The sequence below is a fragment of the Bradyrhizobium cosmicum genome, from assembly GCF_032290525.1.
GTDB lineage: Bacteria > Pseudomonadota > Alphaproteobacteria > Rhizobiales > Xanthobacteraceae > Bradyrhizobium > Bradyrhizobium cosmicum_A.
The window spans coordinates 36,410-58,775 of record NZ_JASXTA010000027.1 but is presented as its reverse complement, the minus strand read 5'-3'; the positions used below and the strand labels follow the sequence as shown (position 1 = coordinate 58,775).

At 65.5% G+C, this 22,366-nt stretch carries 16 protein-coding genes and 2 pseudogenes; 7 read left to right on the top strand and 11 right to left on the bottom strand.

All coding sequences use genetic code 11. From position 1 onward, the window contains the following. Positions 1-62 precede the first annotated feature (62 nt). Complete coding sequence (locus QSV46_RS33890) at positions 63-713, bottom strand: hypothetical protein (protein WP_409997245.1); 651 nt, start codon at positions 711-713, stop codon at positions 63-65. A gap of 186 nt (positions 714-899) precedes the next feature. Here QSV46_RS33890 and QSV46_RS33885 point away from each other — a divergent pair, with 186 nt between their 5' ends. Further along, positions 900-1,976 carry a LysM peptidoglycan-binding domain-containing protein gene (locus QSV46_RS33885; protein WP_314961898.1) on the top strand — a complete coding sequence of 359 codons (1,077 nt, stop codon included), beginning with the start codon at positions 900-902 and terminating at the stop codon, positions 1,974-1,976. Between the two features lie 299 nt (positions 1,977-2,275). Further along, a complete protein-coding gene (locus QSV46_RS33880; protein WP_314961895.1) occupies positions 2,276-3,559 on the top strand; it encodes a Spy/CpxP family protein refolding chaperone in 1,284 nt (427 codons plus the stop codon). On the opposite strand, the gene QSV46_RS33875 is transcribed toward QSV46_RS33880, so the two are convergent. Continuing rightward, positions 3,560-4,387 (bottom strand): hypothetical protein, encoded by an 828-nt coding sequence (locus QSV46_RS33875; protein WP_314961893.1) that lies wholly within the window; start codon positions 4,385-4,387, stop codon positions 3,560-3,562. A gap of 322 nt (positions 4,388-4,709) precedes the next feature. Between QSV46_RS33875 and QSV46_RS33870 the strand changes: the two are divergent. The 3 genes and pseudogenes from QSV46_RS33870 to QSV46_RS33860 all read left to right on the top strand — a co-directional run. Then, positions 4,710-6,077, top strand: a pseudogene (locus QSV46_RS33870) (DNA methyltransferase); the annotation flags it as partial. A 2-nt stretch (positions 6,078-6,079) separates the two neighbouring features. Then, a pseudogene (locus tag QSV46_RS33865) lies at positions 6,080-7,126 on the top strand (GIY-YIG nuclease family protein); the annotation flags it as partial. Positions 7,127-7,148: 22 nt separating this feature from the next. After that, entirely contained in the window at positions 7,149-7,385 is a 237-nt protein-coding gene (locus tag QSV46_RS33860) for a hypothetical protein (RefSeq protein ID WP_314961891.1), read from the top strand. Positions 7,386-7,538: 153 nt separating this feature from the next. Here QSV46_RS33860 and QSV46_RS33855 read toward each other — a convergent pair whose 3' ends face one another. Then, complete coding sequence (locus tag QSV46_RS33855; RefSeq protein WP_314961888.1) at positions 7,539-9,986, bottom strand: adenylate/guanylate cyclase domain-containing protein; 2,448 nt, start codon at positions 9,984-9,986, stop codon at positions 7,539-7,541. Positions 9,987-10,223: 237 nt separating this feature from the next. Then, positions 10,224-12,305: an AsmA family protein gene (locus QSV46_RS33850; protein WP_314961886.1), complete on the bottom strand. Its 2,082-nt coding sequence runs from the start codon at positions 12,303-12,305 to the stop codon at positions 10,224-10,226. Between the two features lie 263 nt (positions 12,306-12,568). Here QSV46_RS33850 and QSV46_RS33845 point away from each other — a divergent pair, with 263 nt between their 5' ends. After that, complete coding sequence (locus QSV46_RS33845; RefSeq protein WP_314961885.1) at positions 12,569-13,243, top strand: Crp/Fnr family transcriptional regulator; 675 nt, start codon at positions 12,569-12,571, stop codon at positions 13,241-13,243. A 2-nt stretch (positions 13,244-13,245) separates the two neighbouring features. Here the strand turns inward: QSV46_RS33845 and QSV46_RS33840 are convergent, their stop codons facing one another. The 6 genes from QSV46_RS33840 to QSV46_RS33815 form a co-directional block, all read right to left on the bottom strand. Then, the gene (locus tag QSV46_RS33840) at positions 13,246-13,611 is read right to left on the bottom strand and encodes a DUF5615 family PIN-like protein (RefSeq protein ID WP_314961882.1); all 366 of its coding nucleotides are present in this window, start codon (positions 13,609-13,611) and stop codon (positions 13,246-13,248) included. Further along, a complete protein-coding gene (locus tag QSV46_RS33835) occupies positions 13,608-13,847 on the bottom strand; it encodes a DUF433 domain-containing protein (protein WP_314961880.1) in 240 nt (79 codons plus the stop codon). The genes QSV46_RS33840 and QSV46_RS33835 overlap by 4 nt, the downstream gene beginning before the upstream one ends. Positions 13,848-13,912: 65 nt before the next feature. Continuing rightward, positions 13,913-17,056: an efflux RND transporter permease subunit gene (locus QSV46_RS33830; RefSeq protein WP_314961877.1), complete on the bottom strand. Its 3,144-nt coding sequence runs from the start codon at positions 17,054-17,056 to the stop codon at positions 13,913-13,915. Further along, entirely contained in the window at positions 17,056-17,985 is a 930-nt protein-coding gene (locus QSV46_RS33825; RefSeq protein ID WP_314961875.1) for an efflux RND transporter periplasmic adaptor subunit, read from the bottom strand. The genes QSV46_RS33830 and QSV46_RS33825 overlap by 1 nt, the downstream gene beginning before the upstream one ends. A 158-nt stretch (positions 17,986-18,143) precedes the next feature. Then, the gene (locus tag QSV46_RS33820) at positions 18,144-18,815 is read right to left on the bottom strand and encodes an OmpA family protein (protein ID WP_314961871.1); all 672 of its coding nucleotides are present in this window, start codon (positions 18,813-18,815) and stop codon (positions 18,144-18,146) included. Between the two features lie 145 nt (positions 18,816-18,960). Further along, on the bottom strand, positions 18,961-20,472 hold the full coding sequence (locus tag QSV46_RS33815) for a caspase family protein (RefSeq protein WP_314961869.1): 1,512 nt from the start codon (positions 20,470-20,472) through the stop codon (positions 18,961-18,963). Positions 20,473-20,840: 368 nt separating this feature from the next. Between QSV46_RS33815 and QSV46_RS33810 the strand changes: the two genes are divergently transcribed. Continuing rightward, a complete protein-coding gene (locus QSV46_RS33810; protein WP_314961867.1) occupies positions 20,841-21,647 on the top strand; it encodes an N-acyl homoserine lactonase family protein in 807 nt (268 codons plus the stop codon). A 113-nt stretch (positions 21,648-21,760) separates the two neighbouring features. Here QSV46_RS33810 and QSV46_RS33805 read toward each other — a convergent pair whose 3' ends face one another. Further along, positions 21,761-22,303: a MarR family transcriptional regulator gene (locus QSV46_RS33805; RefSeq protein WP_314961864.1), complete on the bottom strand. Its 543-nt coding sequence runs from the start codon at positions 22,301-22,303 to the stop codon at positions 21,761-21,763. Between the last annotated feature and the right edge of the window lie 63 nt (positions 22,304-22,366).

Sequence of the window (22,366 nt, the reverse complement as noted above, 5' to 3'; positions counted from 1 at the left end):
GTGAGGGTTAGGGAACTATGAATCGGGGCGAAATCAGGGAGTTGGTTCCCGCGCGCTGGCGCTCACCGCCGGATCTCCCACCTTAGGGCTTCCGCATTCCCCTTCGCGAACAGTGCCGGCACATCGAAGGTCCCGGTCCTGAGGTCATAGCGGCAGCGCCAATCCGCCAGTCCCTTCACGGCGACGTTCTTCGGATGCTTGTCCATCGCGCCCGACAGCGAGATCACGAGGTAGCGGTTGTCCGGCCATTTGACGCCGAGCCCGCGATAGGCCTGTTCGGTGCCTTCCACGAGATCGGCCGAGATGTGGTAGTCGAGCTTCATCTTCTTCGTGTCCGGGCGGCCGTGGAAATAGGCCCAGGCGAGGTCGCTGAGCGAGGTCTTGGTCGCGCGCGCGAAGGCGCCTTTCGCGACATGGTAGAGATAGAGGTCCTGCGCGCCGGAGCCGGTCTTCTGCATCCGCACCAGCCATTGCGAATCGTTGGTGAAGCGGAAGCCGGCCGGATAATCCTGCTCCGGCTTCAACTCGGTCATCACCTCGCCGTGCCGGGCCCAGACCTGCCATTTGAGGTCGGAATCCTCGGTCTCCTTCTTGTACTGCTCGATCCCCGTGGCACCGTCGGGTGAGGTGAAGGCGAGATCGGCATTGTCGGTGAGGACGAATCCCGGCGGCGGCCCGGAGGCGGAAAGCGCGGGGGAGGCAGCGAGCATCATCAGCGCAAGCGCCAGCCAGCGTGCCAGGCGGGAAAATGGGGTCACGACAAAAATCCTCAAGCAATGATGCGGTCTCGCGCGTTTGACTCCGGCAGGATCGCGCCGGTTCATCCGATCGACTGTCTTGCTGCCGGTGCCAAATCGGCGCAGGTTGCCGCCTCGGCTGATTTGCAAGGTTTGTGTCCGATGATCACCGCATCCAAAGCCTTCGCTTCCAAGGCCTTCATTGCATTCTGTCTGCTCGCATTGGTCGGCACCGTGTTGGTGATCGGTCCCAGCGAGCTGCGGCGCCTGCTGCCGGGCGGCGCGCCGACCGGGATTGCCGTGGCCGCCAAGCCCGAAGCCAGTCAGCCCCAAGCCAGTCAGCCCCAAGCCAGGCAGCCCGAGACCAAGGCGGCGCCCAAAGGCGAATCCAGGCCGGACGAGCCGAAGCTTGCCGCCGGCACGGCGCCGGCGGCGTCCACCGCTCCGGCCCCCGCGCCGAAGCCGGATGCACTGGCCGAGACGCAGAAGCAGGTCACCGCGCTGGCCGATCTCGTGCCGGCCAGGCCGGCGGTCGCGGCCGAGACCGGCCCGCGGTTCGACGTAGGGCGCATCGACGATCAGGGCGAGGCGGCGGTGATCGCGGGGCGGGCCGCGCCGGGCGCCAGGGTCGAGCTGCTGCGCGACGGCAAGCCGCTCGACACGGTGGTGGCCGATGCGTCGGGCCAGTTCGTGATGACCCCGCCAAAACTTCCCGCCGGCTCCTATGAACTGACCCTGCGGGCGAAGGCGCCTGACGGCACCGTGACGCAATCCGGCCGCGGCATGCCGGTGACCATTGCCGAAGCCGCGCCGCCGCCCGCACGTCCCCTTCCAGCTGCGGCGCGGCAGGAGGCGAAGCAGGCTGAGAAGCCCGACGACAAGTCGGATGTCGTGGCGTCGCTGCCGTCGCCGCGTCTCGCCTCGGCCACGGACAAGCCCGCGGCCCGGCCGAGACAGATGGGTGCACCGAAATCAGGTGTCATGGCCCGCGCGCCGGCCGCACCCGGGGCGACGACAGTTGCATCGGCCTCGCCCGCGGACGTCCTCACCGGTACGCCGGCGGAGGCGGGTGGAAGCCGGGTGATCGTTCGCGGCGACAGCCTGTGGGCCCTCAGCCGGCTCGCCTATGGCGACGGCGCCCGCTATGCCGTGATCCTCAAGGCCAACCGCGACAAGATCCACAATCCCAATCTGATCTATCCCGGCCAGACGTTTGTGGTGCCGCAGAAGGCGGAATAAGCGCGGTCTCTCCTCTCCCTCTCCCCGTTCTTACGGGGAGAGGGTTGGGGTGAGGGGCTCTGTCAGCACGGGCGACTGTCGAGAGACCTGTACCCCCTCACCCGGATTGCATCTTCGATGCAATCCGACCTCTCCCCGCAAGCGGGGCGAGGTTAACCGGGCTCCCCGCGACGCTTTGCCCTGTGCGCGTTCGGAACATTTGGTTCCGCCGCGAGTCTTCTCCCTCGCGACGCGAGTGCACGCTTGGCGCCGGGAGGGAGGCCAAATTGGTCAGGTCAGCGGTCGTTCCGGGGCCTCGCATGGGACTGGCGCTGACAGGCGCGGCCCTCGTCATTCTGGCCGTGCTGCTGCCGACCAGGGCGGAAGCGCAGTTCGGGATGCGCGGCGGGCCGCTCGGCGTTGCCCGCTTTGCGGTCGGCCACGTGATCGGCATGTCGCGCCTGCGGCATTCCCGCATGGCGGTGCGCGGCGGCCGCTATCGCTCCGCCGCCTTGCGGTCCCAGGATCCACGTGGGGCTCCGCGTGGGGCCGAGCGCGGCCAGGCCTCAAACCCTTATATCCTGCGTGCGGCGCTCACGGCGCAGGCGGCGCTGTCCGGCTGGCGTGGTGGCCGGCGCCCGCAGGGCTGGTGGCGTCATCCCGACGGCAGCTACGGCTGGGTCGGCCCGGTGTTCTGGCCGTTCGCACATGACGATCTCACCAATGCGGTCATTTTCGCCGATACGACCAGCCTCTCGCTCTATGGCTATGGCGACATCTACGCCGCGATCTTCGCGCCCTATGCGGCAGCCGAGCTCGCCGCCTACGCCTCGCCGCAGGTCAGGCGCGGGCGAAAAGTCCCGACCCTGGAGGGCATCTGCGATGCCAGCGACACCGGCGGCTTGCCGGTCGATCGCATCGCTGCGGCCGTGCAGCCGAACGACTTGCAGCGCACCGCGCTCGACGAGCTCGGCTCCGCCTGGAATGCCGCGCGCGACACCATCCGCAACGCCTGCCCGGCGCAGGCGCCGGCGAATGCCTCGGATCGCCTCGGCCTGATGCAGGCGCGGCTCGAGGCCATGATCAAGGCGGCGGATGCCATCGCGCCGCCGCTGGCAAAATTCGTCGAGTCTCTCGACGACGGCCAGAAGACCAGGCTCGATGCACTCGCCAACGACCGCCGCGCCGCGCTCGCCGCGGCCCGGCAAAAGGACACGCAGGCAAAGGACACGCAGGCTCAGGCCGCCTGCGATGGCAGCAGCGATCCCCGCTACGATGTGCAGGCGCAGCGCCAATATGAGCAGCTCGTCGCGCAGCAATGGCCCGCCGCCGACATCGCCTCCACGCTCAAGCTCGACGAGGTCGCCCGCGCGCGGCTCGAGGTGCTCCAGGACACCACGCTGCGCACCATGGAGACGCTGAGCGCCTGCCCGTCGAAGGCAGCGGAAACACCGCAGGCCCGCCTCGCCGACGTGAAGGCGCGGCTGCAGGCGATGCTGCAGGCGGTCAAAGGCGTCGGCGACGCGCTCGACGATTTCGAGGCTGACTTGAGCGACGAGCAGAAGGCCGGCTTCGAGGCGATCGGGCCGAAGCGCGGGGCGTGATCACCCGCACGCCCACTCGAACTCCATGTCCTTGAAGTCGAGCTGCGCGTTGCCGGTGCCGAAATTGTAGCCGCCGAAATATTCTTCGAACTCGATGTAGAACGGGCTCATCGCCGGCACCGCCTGGCAGGGCCGCATGGTGCCGCCGAGATGGTTGTGGGCGTGGTCCTTGGCCCAATCGTGCAGGCGGTAATTGTCGGTGGTCGGAACGCCGTCGACAAAATAATAGTAGGACTGGTAGTCGCTCGGCGGGTTGCGTGGGAAGTGCGGGTCCTGCGGGGCCTTGCCGGCGTTGGGATCGGTCGCGCGCGGCGTCAAGGCGATCGCGAGGTTTTCCGCCAGATCGGCCCGCGGAGGACTGGCGAACATCTTCTGTGCGAAGGGCGGGGCGGACTCGAAGAAAGCGCTGGCGCCGCCGACATCGAGCCAGCGCGGCCGCTCCGCCGCCGCAAGCGCAAGCGGTGCCGGCGGGATCGCGAACGGGCCCTCATATTCGGCCTTGGTCAACAGCAGCGCGGCATATTCGTAGTCGAGGATGTCGGTCATGCGCGACAAACGCGGATGCGCCGGCCGCGCCGCCACCGCCTCGCGGATTTCGGGATCGTCGGGCGCGCCGCCGTCATTGTGATCGGGCGCAGTCGCAAAGAACGACACCGCGACGATGTCCTCGCCATGGACGCGATAATCCTCCGGCAGCAGCAGCGTAAAACCGTGCATCAGCGGATAGCCGGTGACGGGATCGAGCGGCCATTGCTCGGATGCGATGCCGGGTGGCAAGCCATAGACCCAGCCGTGGTCACGCGCGCGATCGACGGGACGGTCCAGCATCTGCAAATCATAAGCACGCGAAGGCAATGCAAACGCCACGGGGCGTCTCCCATCCGGATTCTGGCTTCGATGTTGAGGCGAGGATTAGTCGCGGGGAGAGGGGATGTGGTTCGTGGAGCCGTTGCGAGAGTCGCGACGGGTGTGCGGCTTGCCTTCACTGCGCTCCCTCCCCCGTCTTGCCCGCCGAGGCCTTGGCGAAGGCGGATGCGGGGGAGGGTGGGGGAAGGGGGCCGCGAAGACGGTCTCAGCCAGATCGCTGGGTTGCCACAGCGCATCTTCTGAGGCACTCCTACAGCCGAATTTGACGTTGGGCCAAGGTCGTATGAACGCCGTTGAAATCGAAGAGGCCATCTCCGCGCTGGCCGAACAACCGTTTGACGCCGCTGAGTTCCCCTTCGCCTTCCTGCAAGCCTTCGGAAACAAGGAGACGACGCTCAAGCGCCTGCGCAAGGGCGAGACTAACAAGTCCGATCTGGGTGGCGTCCTCCAGACCAGCAACATCCACATTGCGGTTGCCTCGCCGGGCGAGGTCCCCAAGACCCTTGCTGCGCTGAGGGCGAGCCCGGCGACGACCCGGGCCAAGGCAGAATTCGTGCTCGCAACCGACGGCGAGGCGTTCGAGGCCGAGGATTTGACGAGCGGCGAGACCGTCGCCTGCGCCTATGCCGAGTTTCCCGATCACTTCGGCTTCTTCCTCCCGTTGGCCGGCATCACTACCGTCAAGCAGGTCCGCGAGAACTCCTTCGACATCCGCGCCACCGGCCGTCTCAACCGGCTCTATGTCGAGCTCCTGAAGACCAATCCCGAATGGGGCACGTCGGAGCGCCGCCATGACATGAACCATTTCATGGCGCGGCTGATCTTCTGCTTCTTTGCCGAGAGCACCGACATCTTCAACGGCAACGACCTGTTCACCGCGACGATCACGCAGATGAGCGATGCCACGAACGCGCACGAGGTGATCGGGGCCGTCTTCCGCGCCATGAACACCGCGATCAAGGATAAGTCCGCGGCGAACCTCCCGCGCTGGGCCGACGCCTTCCCTTACGTCAACGGCGGTCTCTTCTCCGGCAGCCTCGATGTCCCGCGCTTCAGCCGGATAGCACGCTCCTATCTGCTTCACATCGGCAGTCTGGACTGGAGGAAGATCAACCCGGATATCTTCGGCTCGATGATCCAGGCCGTGGCGGAGGACGAGGAGCGCGGCGCGCTGGGCATGCACTACACCAGCGTGCCGAACATCCTGAAGGTGCTCAACCCGCTGTTCCTCGACGATCTGCGCGAGCGCCTTGCGGAAGCGGAGGGCAATTCGCGGAAGCTCCTGAATCTTCGCAACCGCATGTCGCGAATCCGGGTGTTCGATCCAGCGTGTGGCTCGGGGAATTTTCTCGTCATCGCGTACAAGGAGATGCGCGCGATCGAGGCTGAGATCAACAAGCGCCGAGGCGAGCCGGAGCTACGAACAGAAATCCCCCTGACGAACTTTCGGGGCATCGAACTGCGCGATTTTCCTGCCGAGATCGCGCGGTTGGCGCTGATCATTGCGGAATATCAGTGCGATGTCCTCTATCGCGGCCAGAAAGAGGCGCTGCGAGATTTCTTGCCGCTCGACGCTGAAAATTGGATCACCTGCGGCAATGCTCTGAGATTGGATTGGCTGAGCGTCTGTTCGCCGACCGGAACGGCAGTCATCCTCCGCAGCATGGCGAAGATCGCGACATTTTCGAGCGCTTGTACGCAGTGCGTCTGGATCGCCTGCGAGAACTCTCCGACTGTCGCGCCTTGCTCGAACCGCTTGATCGTCAAGGGCTTCTGGAAAGCACAGCGTCCTCGCCGATGGGTTTCGCCGAAGAACTCGATGATGATGCCCTGCTGTCCCAGCTTGGCGTCGGCGCCGAAGCACCGACAGACATCACCGAACTTCGCCACGTCCGCTCTGCAGCGGACAAGCGCGCCGCCGAGGAGATCGCCAATCGCCAGAAATGCGAGGATTTCGACCGGTTTCAGCCCCTCTTCGCCAAGGTGAAACGGGAGCTCGACGCGGGCATCCGCGAAACGCGGCCGTTCCAGACCATGGCCGAGATCAAGAAAGGCGAGTTCTTCATCGTCGGCGGACAGATCGCCTATGTCGCAGAGGTCGGCGAGGAGTTCATCTCACAGTATGATCGTCGCGACAGCCGGTTGCGTGTGATCTACGACAACGGCACGGAGAGCGACGTGCTGCTTCGCTCGCTCCAGCGTGCACTTCACCGTGACGATGCGGGGCGTCGCATCACCGATCCCAACGCCGGGCCGCTGTTCGCCGACGAGAGTCAGGATGGAGATCTGGCCAGCGGCACGATCTACGTGTTGCGCAGCAAGTCCGACCATCCCCTCGTTGCGGCTAATCGGGAAGTTCTTCACAAGATCGGGGTTACGGGAGGAGACGTAGCCAAGCGTATCGCAAATGCCAAGATCGACCCGACCTACCTGATGGCCGACGTCGAAATTGTCGCGACCTACAATCTCTACAACGTCAACCGTATCAGGCTAGAAAACCTGATCCATCGCGTCTTTGGCCGCGCCCAGCTCGACCTCGAAATCAAGGATCGGTTCGGACATCCCATCGTTCCCCGCGAGTGGTTTCTGGTCCCACTATTCGTCGTCGACGAGGCAGTGGACCGTATCAAGGACGGCACGATTACGGACTACGTCTACGACCCGAAGAAAGCTGCTCTGGTGAGAGCGGACGGGAGCTGATTTCCCATCGGCGGGAAGTGACGTGGCGAGACGTTTGGAACTGCCTTCGGGAGAAGCGGATGATCCGATGAAGGATGAGTATGATTTCTCGACCGCTATGCGCGGCAGGTTCTCTCGAGGCGACGCACCCGTCGTGCCGCCGGTTCATCTTGATCCTGAAGTCTTGGTCTCTCTATCCGAACTCGCCGCCGCGCGGGGAATCTCGCTGAATGCCCTGGTGAATATGCTGCTCAAGGAACGTCTCAAGCGGAGGCAGTAGAGGTTTTCGCGCAATCGCCTGACCATACCATTCTGCCAGTGTTTTGCCCGACGCGTCAAACCGCTCCGGCACCTACATGAGGCCCGCGTAACTCATTGATTCCGCAGACCCCGCCTACTGTGCATGGGGTTGTTTTCGCAGTTTTTGTTTTGGCTACCCCAGTCGCCTTGCGGCTGCGGCATCCACAACGTTCTCCACCTGCTCGTGCCAAGACAAGATCTCCATCGCGAGCACGGGGTGATTGAACCCCTTGAGCTGGAGGTCGTCGAGCGGGCGGGCTTCGACCCAGGGCTCGACGATGCCGTAGACGCGGCGGCTGACCACGATCTGGTTGGCCTTGGCTTCGCCGCAGAGGCGGGAGGCGAGGTTGGTGACGCTGCCGATCGCGGCATATTCCAGCCGCTGCTCGAAGCCGACCTGGCCGAGCGTGGCATAGCCGACCGCGATGCCGATGCCGAAGCCGAGGCTGTGGCCGCGGTTGCGCCAGCGCTCGGTCAGCGGGCCGATGGTGTCGCGCATCTCCAGCGCCATCTTGACGGCGCGCTTGGTGTGGTCCTCGAACTGGATCGGCGCATTGAACAGGATCATCACGCCGTCGCCGGCATATTTGTCGAGCGTGCCTTCGTATTTGAAGATCAGCGTGCCGAGCGCGGCGTGATATTCGCGCAGCACGTTCATCGCCTCTTCCGGCTCGGTCGCTTCCGTGAACGCGGTGAAGCCGCGCAGGTCGCAGAACACCACGGTCACCTCGCGGCGCTGGCTGGTGAGCAGCCCCTCGGGGCTGTCGGAGGAGGCGATCAGCTGCGCCACCTGCGGCGCCAGGAAACGCTCGAGCTTGCGGATGCGCTCGATCTCGCCGAGCTGCGTCGCGACACGCTCCTCCAGCGACTTGTTCCAGTCCTTGAGCTGCTCGGTCTGCTCCTTCAGCTTTGCCGCCTGCTGCTGCACGGTCTCGTGCGCCGCGGCGAGCTCGCGGCCCTTGTGATCGACCTCGGTGAACAGCCGCGCATTGCGCATCGCCAGCACCGCCTGGTTGGCGAAGGTGCGCATCAGGCCGATGATGCTGCCGGCAAATTCGCCGCTGGCGCGGCGCAGCACGACCAGCGAGCCGAGCGTGCCCTGCTGGTCGACCAGCGGCACCACCAGCACCGAGTGGAAGCCGGCCTCGACCCCGACATCGCGCAGCGGCTGCTCGGCGGCGTGGTCGAGATCGGCCATCGCGATCGGCTCACCGCTCACGGCGGCATCGCTCAGGATGTTGGCGCCTTCCTCGATCGTGACATGCGCGCCATCGGCCGATTTGTCGATGCCGCCGGCCTCGACCAGGTTGAAGCGGCGCGTCTCGGCATCAAAGCCGTAGATCAGCACGGCATCGGCATGGGTGATCTCGATCGCGCGCGCGGCGATGGTCGGCAGCACGGCATTGAGATCGAGCGAGGAGGCAACGGCGCGGCCGACCTCTTCCAGCACCTTCAGCTCGTTGATCGACTGCGCGAGATCGCGGGTGCGCTCGTCGACCTTGGTCTCGAGGTTCGAATAGGTCTCCTGGATCTGGTCGGCCATGCGGTTGAACTGGCCGGCGAGATCCTCCAGCTCGTCGGAGGTGTGGACGTCGATGCGGTGGCTGAAATCGCCCTCGCCGAGCTTGTGCGCGCCGTCGCGCAGCGCGGTGATCGGGATGATCATGCGGCGTGCCAGCAGTGTGCCGGCGAGGATCGCGACCATCAGGCCCATCCCGATCAGCAGCGCGATGCGCACCAGCTGGTCGCGGATCGGCATCAGGGCCTGCGTGGTCGGCTGCTCGAACATCACGCTCCAGCCGAGCTTCGGCACCGTGCTGGCGGCGCTCATCACCGCATGGCCGTTGAAGTCGGTGCCCGAGGTGTCGGGCTCGCGGCCGGGGGCGATCGCGGCCGCGACCTGCGGCAGTTTCGACAGGTCCTTGCCGACGTCGGGTCCCTTCGACGAGGTCGCCAGCACGCGGCCGCGCGGATCGACCACATAGGCGAACGCCGCCTTGCCGACCTGGGCATCGGACAGGAAGTCCGAGAGGAAGCTGAGATCAAGCTCGGCCACGGTGACGCCGGCGTTGAAGCCGGAATGCGCCACCGAGATCGACATGAACGGCGTCCGGTCCACGAACCAGGCCGGCGCGTAACTGACGCCGCGGGCAACCGTGTCGGTGAAGCGCATGTCGCGCGAGAGGTCGGCATTGCCGCCGGTCGTGGTCGACTGGCGCGAGACGCGCAGCACCTCGCGGCCCTCGCCGTTGAGCTGGAACAGCTGATTGACGACCGAGACCTGGTGCAGCAACTGGGCGTAATCGGCGCGGCGCTTCTCGAGCGTGTCCTGGCTCGCGCGCGTCACCCAGCTGATCTGGCGCTCGAGCTCGGAGATCGACTGTTCCATCCGCCGCGCGGCGGCCTGCGCCTTGTCCTCGAGCCCGTCGGTCAGCTGGGTCTTGGTGGCACGGTAGGAGATCCAGGTCTCCATCGCGCCGTTGACGGCAAGCACGAACACGACGAGGCCGACGAGGGAGACGACATATTTGGCGAACAGTCCCTCGCGCAGAAACCTCGTCTTGTCTTTCGCCCCTGCCATCCCGATCCTCTTGCGCCGCCATCGACGCCGGCGCTACCGGCCGTACCGGCCCGACCGCCCTTCTACCATAGTTTGGTCCGGGGGACGGGTGGACCGGGCGGCGTGGTTACCCGCTGTGGACGGCGGGACGGGCCGGAAGGGTGATGAATTGTCGCAGCCTCATCCGTTCGGGTGAAGCGGCGGGCGGGGAGGCCGATGTAAGGGACGGGCGTGGAGTCCGGAGCGTTGGTCCGCCAATTATCGATTAAAGAGCTGCCGCAGCACGTCGTTCATCGGCTGGCTGTCCTGCTGCGCCGCCGGCGCGTCGTCCGGGACCTGGGCTTGGGGCGCCCGAGAGGCCTGCGGCGCGGGGCCGGTTGGCGTTGCCGGCAGGCTGCGGCTGCGGCCGGTGCCAGTGGCAGTCCCCGCGCCAGGGCCAGTGCTGGTCCCCGCGCCGCTGGAAAGTCCCTGCTGGATCAAATTGCCGATCGCCTCGCCCAAGGGGCCGCCGAGCGGATTGGTCTGACCCGGCTGCTGGGTTTGCGGATTTGCATTGCCGGCAGCGTTGCCGCCCGGCGCCGTCGTGCCGCCGAGACCAAGATTACCACCAAGGCTGCCCAAAATATTGCCGAGCCCGGCACCGTCGGGGCCGAACAGGCCCTTACCCATCTCGCGCAGCCTGGCATAGGCGGTGTCCGGATTGTCCAGCATACCGGCCATATCAGGGTAGATTTTCGGCTGCGACCAGCTGCCCTGGATCATCACGGGGATGCCGAAGCCGACCGGCTCGGAGGCGCGGCCCTGGCCTTCGGTCGTCATCACGAGCTTCGGCTCGACCCGGAAACCCATCATCTTGGTGTCGAGCGCGATGGTGCCGGCGCCGGTCACGCGCACCAGCGGTCCGATCAGGTTGAGGTCGGTCGTCACCGCCTGGCCCTTGTCGATGCGGAAGGAAGCCGAGAGCTGCGACAGATCGGTGCTCTGCTCCTGGGTTTCCTGCCAGCCGGACAGCGTGCCCGTCGTCAGCGAGCGGACCATCTGCGCGACATTGATGCCGCGAATGGCGCCGTCCTGGAAATTGACGAAGGCCGTGCCCTGCATGTTCGCCATCAGCGCGCGCTGGCTGGTGCCGGCGCTGCGCAGCGCAAGCTTGGCTTGCAGCCTGCCGTCGATCCGGTCGAACCCGGCAAGGCCCTGGAGCAGCGGCAGCGCGCGCACGCCGACGAGATCGGAATGCATGGCAAAGCTCGGCGCGCCGCTGGTGGCGTCGAGGATCACCTCGCCGGAGACCTGGCCGCCATAGGCGCCGAGATTGGCGGTGCCGGCCTTCAGCACGCCGCCCGCGAGCTTCGCATCAAGCGCCAGCGGCGCAATGCGCGCATCGCCGATCACGGCCTCGTTCGCGGAGATCCTGATTTGCGCATCGACATAGTTCAGCCCGGACACGTCGATCGGCGCATCGCTCCAGGGCTGCCCGGACGCGCCCTCCGGCGTTTTGGCCAGCGGGATCGCGAGCCGCTGGAAATCGAGATCGAGCTTGACCAGAGGCTTGCTCGCGATATCGACCGAAGCCCAGCCGTTGAAGGCGCCGTCGCCGAGTCTGCCGTTGACGCCGCTGATCATCACGACATCGCCGCTCAGCCGCATCTCGGCATGACCGGTGAGCTGCGACTTCAGCACGTCAGGCATGTCGATGGCGAAATCCACCGGAATGGTCGGCCGGTCGGTCTGCGACGCGGGCGTCGTCGCCTTGATGTCGAACTTGGTCGGATGATCGCCGACGCGCGCGGTGCCGGCGATGTCGACCTTGCGGTCGCGGCCGATCACGGCATCGGCGTTGATCGCGCTGATGCGGCCCTCGACGCGGTCGCGCACGCGCGCGAATGCGATCTCGCCGTCGGTGACCTTGACGCGATCGATGGTCGTGCCATTGGTGTCGAGCGCGAGCGGCTTGGGCGAGGTGCCGGCATTCGGCAGGCGCTCACGCAGCAGCGGCTGGTACAGCACGGGATGGGTGACGACGAGCTCGCTGATCTTCGGGCGGCCCGACCATACGCTCGAGATCGTCATGTCGGCCTGCACGCTGTCGATGGTCAGGCGCGTGATGCCGCCGCGGTCCTTCGGGTCGGCAAGCGTGAGGTCGTTCAGCGTGACGTTCAGTGTCGGCCACAGGCTGATCTTCGTGGTGCCGTCGATCGACAGGCGATAGCCGGTCGCGCTCTCGACCCGGGATGCAATCGTCGCGGTCAGGAATCCCGAGGGAATCCCGACCACCAGCAGGAGTGCGATCACGATGATGACGGCGGCCAAAGCCGCGCCGGCGAATTTCACTGCTCTCATGTCGACTTTCCAACGGCGGACAGATCGGCGCCGAATCCGGTAGAACATCGGGCTTTGCGCCCGTCCTTTGCGCCTGAGTTTATCCCCGGACGGGAAGCGGCTCCAAGCGTGTAAAAATAGTCGGAGGGAGCTGCAAAGTTATGTGACTTATGACACACTTCCCCGGCGCGGTTTTACGCGATCCTGACGTCGATGGCTCCAGGCGACTTTGCCAAGGTCATCGGCCAGGGATACTGGCCAATGAGATTCACAAGGACATTGAAATGAGCAAGCAGGCCGAATTTGCGGTCATTCTGAAGATGAACACGATGTTCGCCGATCTCGGCGCAGACGAGATCCAGCGGCTGTCCAGTCTCTGCCATACCCAGCATCTGGGCAACGGCGAGGTGCTGTTCCAGAAGGGCGACGCCGGGGACGCGCTGTTCGGTGTGCGCCGCGGCCAAGTGCGCATCGAGACCGGCGCCTCGGACGGCAGCCGGCTGACGCTGAACTTCATGGGGCCGGGCGACCTGTTCGGGGAGGTTGCGGTGCTGGACGGCCAGAACCGCACCGCGGACGCGACCGCAGGCGAAGCCAGCGAATTGTTCGTGCTGCGGCGCGAAGATTTCCTCGCCTTCCTCGAGCGCGAGCCGAAGGTCGCGATCAAGATCATCGCACTGCTGTGCCAGCGCATCCGCTGGCAGAGCGAGCGCATGGAGGAATCCATGCTGCAGCCGCTGCCGGTGCGCCTTGCGCGGCGGCTCTGCGCGCTCGCCGCTGATTTCGGCTCGGAGGTGCACATCTCGCAGGAGCAGCTCGGCGTCTTCGTCGGCGCCGCCCGCGAGAGCGTCAACCGCCAGCTTCAGGCCTGGCGCAAGGAAGCGATCCTCGATCTGCAGCGTGGGCGCATCCTGCTGAGGAACATGACCAAGCTGACGGCGATCGCTCGGAACGAGTAGGATCAGCCGATCGGGAGCCTGCGTCGGCGGACACGATCCCGGTCTATGGTGATAATGCTGCCTTGGATGTCGTCCTCGGTCAGGGCGGATAGAACATCTGCCAGACGGGTCCGGACGGCCACCTCTGTCCAGTCGCCGCCTCGAAAAAGAATGAGACTTGGGCTGTCGCTGCCGGCGGTTGCGAGCAGGCGAGGATAATCGAGATCTGCCGTCACGACCGTGCGCGCCTCCTGCCTGGCGCGATCGATGATTTCAGCGTCACTCGCACCGTGAAGCCCGATCATGGAGGCGTGGACTGAATCATGCCCCATTTCTGTCAGCCAGTGCGACAGCACTGGCGAAAGGGGCATGTCGATCAGGAATTTCACTTTGCCGGAACGATGGGGTGGAGCTCGACAGCTTCATCCTCGGCAAGAAGGGCCGCGTAGCGCAATGCTTCGTCAATGTCTTCGCGCTCGAGGTATGGGTAGTTGCACAAGACGGATTCACGAGTCTCGCCTGCCGCCAGCAGGCCAAGCAGTCGTGCGACCGGGAACCGCAGGCCCCGAATACAGGGCTTGCCGGTGCAGACGGCGGGGTCGATCGTGATGCGCGTGAAAGTCATTTGGGTAAGATAGCGCCTCGGGGAGCTCTTCGCCAGTGCGCGCCGTCAGGCTGCTTGTCCGGAATCTACTCCGCCGCCGGATGCACCACGCTCTTCCGCCCCGGCGTCGCTTCCGCGGCTCCGTGATGACCGTCCGCCTCCGCATCCTCGCTGTGCACGATCAGCCGCTTGGCGAAGCGCCAGATCAGGGCGCCGAGGTCGTCCATCACCATGAACATCGCGGGCACGAACACCAGCGACAGGATGGTCGAGAAGATCAGGCCGCCGATCACCGCGAGCGCCATCGGCGAGCGGAACTCGCCGCCAGCGCCGACCGCGAGCGCGCTCGGCATCATGCCCGCGGCCATCGCAATGGTGGTCATCACGATCGGGCGGGCGCGTTTCATGCCGGCGTCGATCATGGCCTCCTCGCGCGGCTTGCCGGCGCGAATGGCTTCGATCGCGAACTCGACCAGCATGATCGCGTTTTTGGTGACGATGCCCATCAGCATCAGGATGCCGATCCAGACCGGCGTCGTCAGCTGCTTGCCGGTGATGAGGAGAGCCGCGATGGCGCCGCCGATCGAGAGCGGCAGCGAGAACAGGATGGTGATCGGCTGCAGGAAGGTGCCGAACAGCAGCACCAGCACTGCATAGACCATCATCAGGCCGGCCGTGATCGCGGTCGCAAAACCGTCGGACAGCTCGTTGAGGCTTTCGGCGTCGCCGGAGGGCGAGACCTTCACACCCTTCGGCCGGCTCTTCATCACCGGCAGGTCGTAGATTTTCTTGGTGGCGTCGCCGAGCGCTGCGGAGCCGACGAGGTCGGCGGCGACGGTCGCCTGCCGCTCGCGATCGTAGCGGTTGATGCTGGTCGGCCCCTGGTCGAGCTTGACGTCGGCGATGACCGAGAGCGGCACGCCGCCCTTCTCGCCGCGCTCGCCGAGCGGCACGCGCAGCTGTTCGAGCGTCTTGAGATTGCCGCGGGCGGCGTCCTCGAGCTGGACGCGGATCGGCACCAGCCGGTCGCCGACGTCGAACTTGGCGAGGGCGGGACCGACGTCGCCGATGGTGGCGACGCGGATGGTCTGCGACAGGCTTTCGGTCGAGACTCCAAGACGTGCGGCGAGATCGGCGCGTGGTTCGACGCGCAGCTCGGGCCGCTCCAGCGTGGTTTCCGAGATCACGTTGGAGATGGTGGGGATTCGCTTCATCTGCGTCGCGAGCTCGCTGGCGACGTTGTTGACGATATTGGCGTCTGCGCCGGTCACGACCAGTGAGATGGCGCGCAGGCCGTTCTCGTCGAGGAACCAGAAGCGGATGTCTGGAATGTTCTCCAGCTCCTGGCTGATCGAGAATTCCAGCTCGCGCTGGGTGATGTCGCGGCTGTCCTTGGGCGTGTAGTTGATGATCAAGGCGGCGCGCCGGACTTCCTGGGTCCCCGGTGGAACGCGCCCGCCGTCGACGAATATGCTCTTCACCTCGGGCCGCTTTCGCAGGCGCGCGACGATGTCTTCGGTGACCTTTTCGGTGTAGGCGAGCTGGGTGCCCGGCGGCAGCTCGAGCGCAACCAGCGAGCGCGAGCTGTCCTGCGCCGGCAGGAAACCCTGCGGCAGCAGCGTGATGCTCCAGATCGAGGCGGCGAAGACGCCGAAGCCGACCAGCACCGTGATGAAATAGTGCTTCACCGACCAGGCCACGATCCTGTGATAGGACCGCAGCACGCGGCCGGGCGGCGGCTCTTCGTGATGGCCATGTTTGAGGAAGTAGGCGGCGAGCACCGGCGTGACGAAGCGCGCCGCGAGCAGCGAGAAGAACACCTGCACCGAGACGGTGATGCCGAACTGCTTGAAGAACTGTCCGGCGATGCCCGACATGAAGCTCGCGGGTGCGAAGATCGCGATGATCGTCAGCGAGATCGCGATCACCGCGAGGCCGATTTCGTCGGCGGCTTCGAGCGCGGCCCGATAGGGCGACTTGCCCATGTTCATGTGCCTGACGATGTTCTCGATCTCGACGATGGCATCGTCGACGAGAATACCCGTCGACAGCGTGATGGCGAGGAAGCTGACGAGGTTGAGCGAGAAGCCGAGCAGGTCCATCGCCCAGAACGCCGGGAAGATCGACAACGGCAGCGAGATCGCGGCGATGATGGTGGCGCGCAGGTCGCGCAGGAACAACAGCACGATGACCACGGCGAGGATGGCGCCTTCGAACAGCGTCGAAATCGCCGCGTGGTAATTGCCGTTGGTATATTCGACCGAAGTGTCGATCACCTTCAGGTCGACGTCGGGATAGGCGGCCTTGAGCGCGTCGATGCGCTTCTGCACGGCCTCGGCCACCTTCACGTCGCTGGCACCCTTGGAGCGCTTGATGCCGAGCGCGACGATGGGCTCGCCGTTGAAGCGGGCGAAGGTGCGGCGGTCTGCGATGGTGTCGGTGACGGTGCCGAGATCGTCGAGCCGGACCTCGCCGCCGCCGAACAGGGGAATCATGGTGCCGGCGAGGTCGCCGAGCGTCTTGGCGCCCGCGAGCGTGCGGATCGCCTGGTCGTTCTTGCCGATCTCGGCGCGTCCGCCGGCGACGTCGACATTGGTGCCGCGCAGGCTCTGGCTGACATTGACGGCCGTCAGGCCCATCGCCTGCAGGCGGTCGGGATCGAGCGAGACCAGGATCTCGCGCTCGACACCGCCGATGCGCTCGACCTGGGCGACGCCGCGCACGCCCTGCAGCGCGCGCTTGACCACGTCGTCGACGAAATAAGAGAGCTGCTCCGGCGTCTTGCCGGGCGAGATCGCGGCATAGGTGACGATCGGCAGGCCGATGACGTCGACGCGCTGGATCAGCGGCTCGGTGACGTTCTGCGGCAGGTTGGAGCGCACGCGCGTCACCGCGTCCTTGACGTCGTTGAGCGCGCGGTCGGTGTTGGTTTCCAGCGCGAACTGGATGGTGGTCACCGACAGGCCGTCGGTGATCTGCGAGGTGATGTGCCGCACGCCTTCGACGCCGGAGACGGCGTCTTCAACCGTCTTGGTGACCTGGGATTCGAGCTCCGCGGGTGCTGCGCCGAACTGCGACACCGCGACCGAGATCACCGGAATGTCGGCCGAGGGCAGCCGCGTCACCGCGAGCTTGGTGAAGGACACCCAGCCGAGGATCAGGAGGATGATCGAGAAGACGACCGAGGGCAGCGGATTGCGGATCGACCATGCCGAGATATTGAGAGCCATTAGCGTACCCGCGTGCGATCGAGTTCATCGGCGAACATGGTCTTGATCTGGTCGCCGTCATGGAGCGAAGAGCCGGCGTCGGCCACGACGATTTCGCCGACGGCGAGGCCTTCCAGAATTTCCGTCGCGCTGTCGGACGACAGTCCGACCCGTACCTTGCGCGTTTCGACGGTGTTGCCCTTGACGACCTGCACGGTGAGATGATCGATCGCGGTCTTGGGGATCGAGACGCCGCAGCTTCGCTTGGCGTCGATGGAGGCGCGGGCAAACACGCCGACCTTCACCGAGGGATTGTTGGTGACGCTGATGCGAACGCGGCCGAGCTGGGTGGCGCGGTCGATTTCGGGCGCAACCAGCCGGACCCTACCGATCAGATCGGGCGCGTCGTCGCGGCTGATGCGCACGGTCGCGCCGGAGCTGAGCTTGGGCATGTGGACCGCCGGGACCTGGGCGTCGAGCTCGATCTCGTTGTTGACGGCGATGCGAAACATCGGGCCGGCCTGCGGCGAGGCCGGCGCGCCGACGATGGTGCGGACCTCGGTGACGAGGCCCGGCGCAGGCGCCTTCAGCGAGACCGGGCCTTGCGGGCCGGGTCGCTGCGGCTGGCCTGGAATCTGCGGCGGTGCCGTCAGGCGCGCCAGCTCCTGATTGTCGGTGACCAGGGTGCCTTCGGTGACGAAGAGTTCGGTGACCCTGGATCCCTCCTGGTCGGCCACGACCACGGCCTCGCGGCGCGGCACGAAGAAGCCGGTCACCCGCACCAGGTCCGAGAAGCACGCGTTGGTCGATTTGGTCACGATGACGAGCGCCTCGCCCGGCGTTTCCTTCGCCTCGGGGCGATGCCGATGCTCAAACAGATAATAGCCGACGCCGAGGGCCACGACGAACACCACGGTTCCGGCCGGCTTGAGATAGTCGGAGAGGTTCATCGCCGGATCATCCTGGCCTGGCTCACGGCCGTCCGTACGAGGCCCGCTGAGAGTATTTCCCTGAAACGAAGCAGCGTCCCGCAAGGCTGCGGGACGCGCGTTGGAAGCAAGACTTTACACCACATCACGACCGGTCACTTCAGAGGATTGCGTGGTGCTTACTTCGATGCGGTGGTCTTGTTTTCCATGTTGACGACTTGCACGCGGCGATTGACCTCTGCCACCGGCTGGCTCGGGTCCTTCAGTTTGCTCTTGCCGTAGCCGACCGTGACGAGGTCGGTCGCGGAGATGCCGTATTTGTCGACGAGGTAGCGCTTGATCGAATCCGCGCGGCGCTCCGACAGGTCCTGGTTGTAGGCCTCGCTGCCGGCGGCATCGGTGTGGCCCGCCACCACGAAGGTCGAGCCCTTCAGGTCCGGGCTGGTCAGCGCCCGGCCGAGCGCCTGCACCGAAGCGAGCGATTTGGCGCTGATGTTTGCGGAGTTGTAGTCGAAGGTGATCTCGAGATCGATGTTCGGCTTGTCCTTGGCGACCGATGCGATTTCCTCGCGCTCGGTCGACGACAGCGAACGCGTCGAGCGGCCGCGCACGGACTGGATCAACTTGGTTTCTGCCGCGTTCGGCGTGGGATCGGCCTGCGGAGCGATCGAGAGGCCGCGGGTCAGCGGCTTCTTCGGCGTCGGCGCCAGCGCGCGGACGATCTCATCCTCGGTAACGTTCTTGCTGTTGCCGGCATCGCCCGCGAATGCGGGCGGGGTCGTCAGCGACAGAGCGGCGCCGACCGTGATGATGGACAGGATTGCGGTAAATCCCTTTGCAACCAAATTCATTGCGAGTCCCTCCTTCGCAGCAGACCTGCGTGCTTCCAAAATTCCTGCAATCGGCCCCCCGGAACGGCGACCTGCGGCATCCGTCCATTAGTCATTCTTGGGGCACCGGGGTTCGAGGCATCTGGCGCCTCAACTCAAAAAAATACTAGCGCACTCCGTAGCTTGCGAATTCCTGAACGATGTTCGGGTCCATCGCCTTGGCATTGGCGATGTCGAGCGCGCCTTCCTGGGCCGAGCCGTTGCGCTGCTTGGCGATGCCGCGGCCATAGAGCGAGGAGGTCAGGCGCGGGTTGATCCTCAGGGCCGCGTCGAAATCGGCGATGGCGTTCTTGACCGCGCCCGATTTCAGATTGACGAGCCCCCGGCTGTCCAGCGCATCGACGAAGTTCGGCCGCAGCCGCAGCGCCTCGTTGCAATCCTTCAGCGCGCCCTGGAGATCGCCGATCACGGTGCGGGTCCAGCAGCGGTTGTTCAGCGCCTCGACATCCTTCGCGTTGATCCGGAGCGTGTCGTCGAAATCCTTGATGGCGAGGTTGTAGGCGCCCTTGCTGGCATAGACCTGGCCGCGCCGGTACAGCGCGTTCACGTCATCCGGATTGGCGGCGATCTTGGCCGTCAGGCCCTTGATGGTGGGATCCTCCGCCAGCACGGCGGGGTTCGGCCCGCTATCCGTGCTCGGCGCGGGGGCGGCCTCGGTCGGTTTCACCGGCGGAGGCGCCGGAGGCAGGGCGGCCTCGACCTGGGGCTTCGGGGCCGGGGCGGGCGCAGGGGGAGGCGCGGGAGCTGCGACCGTTTCGGCCGGCTTCGGCGTCGGAGGCGGTGCGGGCGGTGACGGCGGCGGGTTGTTCGCGACCACGGGCGGCGCGGGAGGCGGCTGTGTCGCCACCGGCGGGCGAGATCCAGCCGCGCCCGGAATGAAGGAAAAATCCTCCGCCAATGAAGAGGAGATCCACGGCACCTGCTCGCCGCGCGAGGCCCGGGTGACGCCCATCTTGGTGCGGTTCAGCGTCTCCTCGGCCATCAGGTCGGGGACGCGAATTTCCTTCAGGAGCTCCTGGACGAACAGGCTGTGCTCGCCGCCGGCATCCGAGACCACCGAGGCCAGCGCCGCCGAGTACATCACCAGCGTGCCGTTCGGCGCGATGACCGGGGTCAGGCCGGCCGAGAAGCTGCGGAACCGGCGCTCGAACGGGTTGCGCCTGGAGGCGTCGATCAGCGCGATCTTGACGCCGGCGCCACGGGTGTTGAGCTCGCCGAGCACGGTCTCGAGGCTGATACCGTCGCGGCGCACGTCGGATTCGGTCCAGATCTGCGCGTCGATCGGCAGCATGTAGCTCTGGCGCGCCGACTGGATGCCGAAGCCGCTGAAGAACACCAGCGCCACCGAGCCGGGCTTGATCTTGCCGTAGAGCTTGTCGAAGGCGCGGCGCATGCCATCGCCGGTCAGGTTCTCGCCGATTTCGACCGAAAAGCCGTCGCGCTTAAGCTCGTCGGCGACATCGCGCGCGTCGTTGAGCGGTTCCTTCAGCGGGGCATCCGCATCCGGATATTTGGCGTTGCCGATGACCAGCGCAAAGCGGTCCCCGGCGGCCAGGGACGGCGCGGCCGGAACGAGCGAAACGAGCAAGGAGAGAAGAAAAAGGAAGCGAATTTTCATAATGAGCGCGGTCCAGCCAAAAAGGCGCCGTTACCAGCTTGCGCCGCGGCGACCTTAACGTACGCAATGTGCATTATCAAACCGGGGAAGGGGGGCGTCAACCGCTTGGAGATTCGGCATTATCGCGACAATTGACCGCGACGTAGGGGTGCGCAGTGAGGGGAATAAACGGACGGTCACGGTGGCACTCGACACGATCTGGTTGGGCATTCCAGCGGCCACGTTAGGGCAGTTGCGGCGACGATAGTGTGATTGTTCTCACATTGCAGGCCCGTCTCGGCCGCAACGCGCGGCGTTTGACCTTTCCGGCCGGCAATGGCTTGGTGCGCCCGGTCATCCCGCGATCCAACTCAGAAAAAAGTAAGACCATGGGAAACGCTTACGAAATCTACGCGCTGCGCTATGCGACGATGTCGCCGCGCACCCCCCATATGAATTTTTTGGCGCCAGACCCGCATGACAGCGCGGCACAGGACCTCGACTACTTCGTCTGGCTGATCCGCGGCGGCGGCCGCGATATTCTCGTCGATACCGGCTTCAATGCCGAGGAGGCGAGCGCGCGGGCGCGCAAGCTGACGCTCAATCCGGTCGATGCGCTGGAGCGCTTCGGGGTCGCGGCGCCGAGCGTCCGCGACATCATCGTGACGCATCTGCATTACGACCACGCCGGTAATCTCGATCGCTTTCCGAATGCGCGCTTCCATCTCCAGGAGCGCGAGATGGCTTATGCGACGGGCCGCTGCATGTGCAACGGACTGCTGCGACATCCGTTCTCGGTCGAGCACGTCACGCAGATGGTGCGCCATGTCTATGGCGAGCGCGTCAATTTCTATTCCGGCGATGGCGAGGTTGCGCCCGGCGTCACCGTGCACCGGGTCGGCGGCCATTCCGACGGCTTGCAGGTCGTCAAGGTCGAAACCGCGCGCGGGCCGGTGGTGCTGGCGTCCGATGCCGCGCATTACTACGCCAATCTGCAGCGCCGCAGCCCGTTCCCGATCGTCCTGAATATCGGCGACATGGCGCAGGGCTGGGAGACGATCGAGCGTCTCGCCGGCAATCCCGACAGGTTCATTCCCGGCCACGATCCGATCGTAACCGAGATCTATCCGCGCGCCAGCGACAAGATCGACGCCTTCGCGCTGCACCTGCCGCCGTCGCGGTCGTTTGCGAAGTGACGGCGCAGCCGTCATTCCGGGATGCGCCGACGGCGCAGGCCCGGAATCCATAATCACGATCGGGAGTATGATTCCGGGCTCGCGCTACGCGCGCCCCGGAATGACAGCGATGACTAATACGCCTGCTTCGCGTCGGCCTCTTCGCTGGTCTGGATCAGATCGAGGCTCTGCTCGATCTTGCCGAGCAGCGCCGATAATTGCTTGCGCTCCTGCGCCGAGAGACAGGCGAGGATCTCGTCCTCCCGCCGCAGCAATTGCGGGAACAGCTCCTCATAGAGCGCGCGGCCCTTCTTCGTCAGTTGCAGGCGGAATTCGCGGCGGTCGGCTTCGTTCTCGACGCGCTCGATCAAGCCCTCATTGAGCAGCGTGGTCACCGCGCGGCTGATGGTCGATTTGTGCGTGCGGGTGCATTGCGAAACGTACTGCGCGCTGCAGGCATCGTTACGGAAGCCGAGCGTGGCGATCACGCGCCAGGCCGGAATATCGAGACCATGCCGCTCCTGATATTCGACCGAAAGCGCGGCGCTCACCTCCGCTGCGAGCCGGTTCAGGCGGAACGGGACGAATTTGAACAGATCGAGCCGGGTCTTTGGCCGCGGTGAAGCCTCATCGGCGTTCCGCGTCTTCAGCGCGATGTCGCTGGATGTCCTCGCCAAGAACAGCACTCCGAATTCCAGTTGACGGCCGGCCGGCTCCCGTCCAAAATAGTTGCACGTGAG

What these genes read in the sequence shown, in the direction of transcription:
- QSV46_RS33855 (WP_314961888.1), bottom strand. Translation starts at nt 9,986, where the DNA reads ATGGCAGGGGCGAAAGACAAGACGAGGTTTCTGCGCGAGGGACTGTTC.
- QSV46_RS33880 (WP_314961895.1), top strand. Translation starts at nt 2,276, where the DNA reads ATGGGACTGGCGCTGACAGGCGCGGCCCTCGTCATTCTGGCCGTGCTG.
- QSV46_RS33850 (WP_314961886.1), bottom strand. Translation starts at nt 12,305, where the DNA reads ATGAGAGCAGTGAAATTCGCCGGCGCGGCTTTGGCCGCCGTCATCATC.
- QSV46_RS33810 (WP_314961867.1), top strand. Translation starts at nt 20,841, where the DNA reads ATGGGAAACGCTTACGAAATCTACGCGCTGCGCTATGCGACGATGTCG.
- QSV46_RS33885 (WP_314961898.1), top strand. Translation starts at nt 900, where the DNA reads ATGATCACCGCATCCAAAGCCTTCGCTTCCAAGGCCTTCATTGCATTC.
- QSV46_RS33875 (WP_314961893.1), bottom strand. Translation starts at nt 4,387, where the DNA reads ATGCTGGACCGTCCCGTCGATCGCGCGCGTGACCACGGCTGGGTCTAT.
- QSV46_RS33815 (WP_314961869.1), bottom strand. Translation starts at nt 20,472, where the DNA reads ATGAAAATTCGCTTCCTTTTTCTTCTCTCCTTGCTCGTTTCGCTCGTT.
- QSV46_RS33845 (WP_314961885.1), top strand. Translation starts at nt 12,569, where the DNA reads ATGAGCAAGCAGGCCGAATTTGCGGTCATTCTGAAGATGAACACGATG.
- QSV46_RS33890 (WP_409997245.1), bottom strand. Translation starts at nt 713, where the DNA reads ATGATGCTCGCTGCCTCCCCCGCGCTTTCCGCCTCCGGGCCGCCGCCG.
- QSV46_RS33835 (WP_314961880.1), bottom strand. Translation starts at nt 13,847, where the DNA reads ATGACTTTCACGCGCATCACGATCGACCCCGCCGTCTGCACCGGCAAG.
- QSV46_RS33820 (WP_314961871.1), bottom strand. Translation starts at nt 18,815, where the DNA reads ATGAATTTGGTTGCAAAGGGATTTACCGCAATCCTGTCCATCATCACG.
- QSV46_RS33830 (WP_314961877.1), bottom strand. Translation starts at nt 17,056, where the DNA reads ATGGCTCTCAATATCTCGGCATGGTCGATCCGCAATCCGCTGCCCTCG.
- QSV46_RS33825 (WP_314961875.1), bottom strand. Translation starts at nt 17,985, where the DNA reads ATGAACCTCTCCGACTATCTCAAGCCGGCCGGAACCGTGGTGTTCGTC.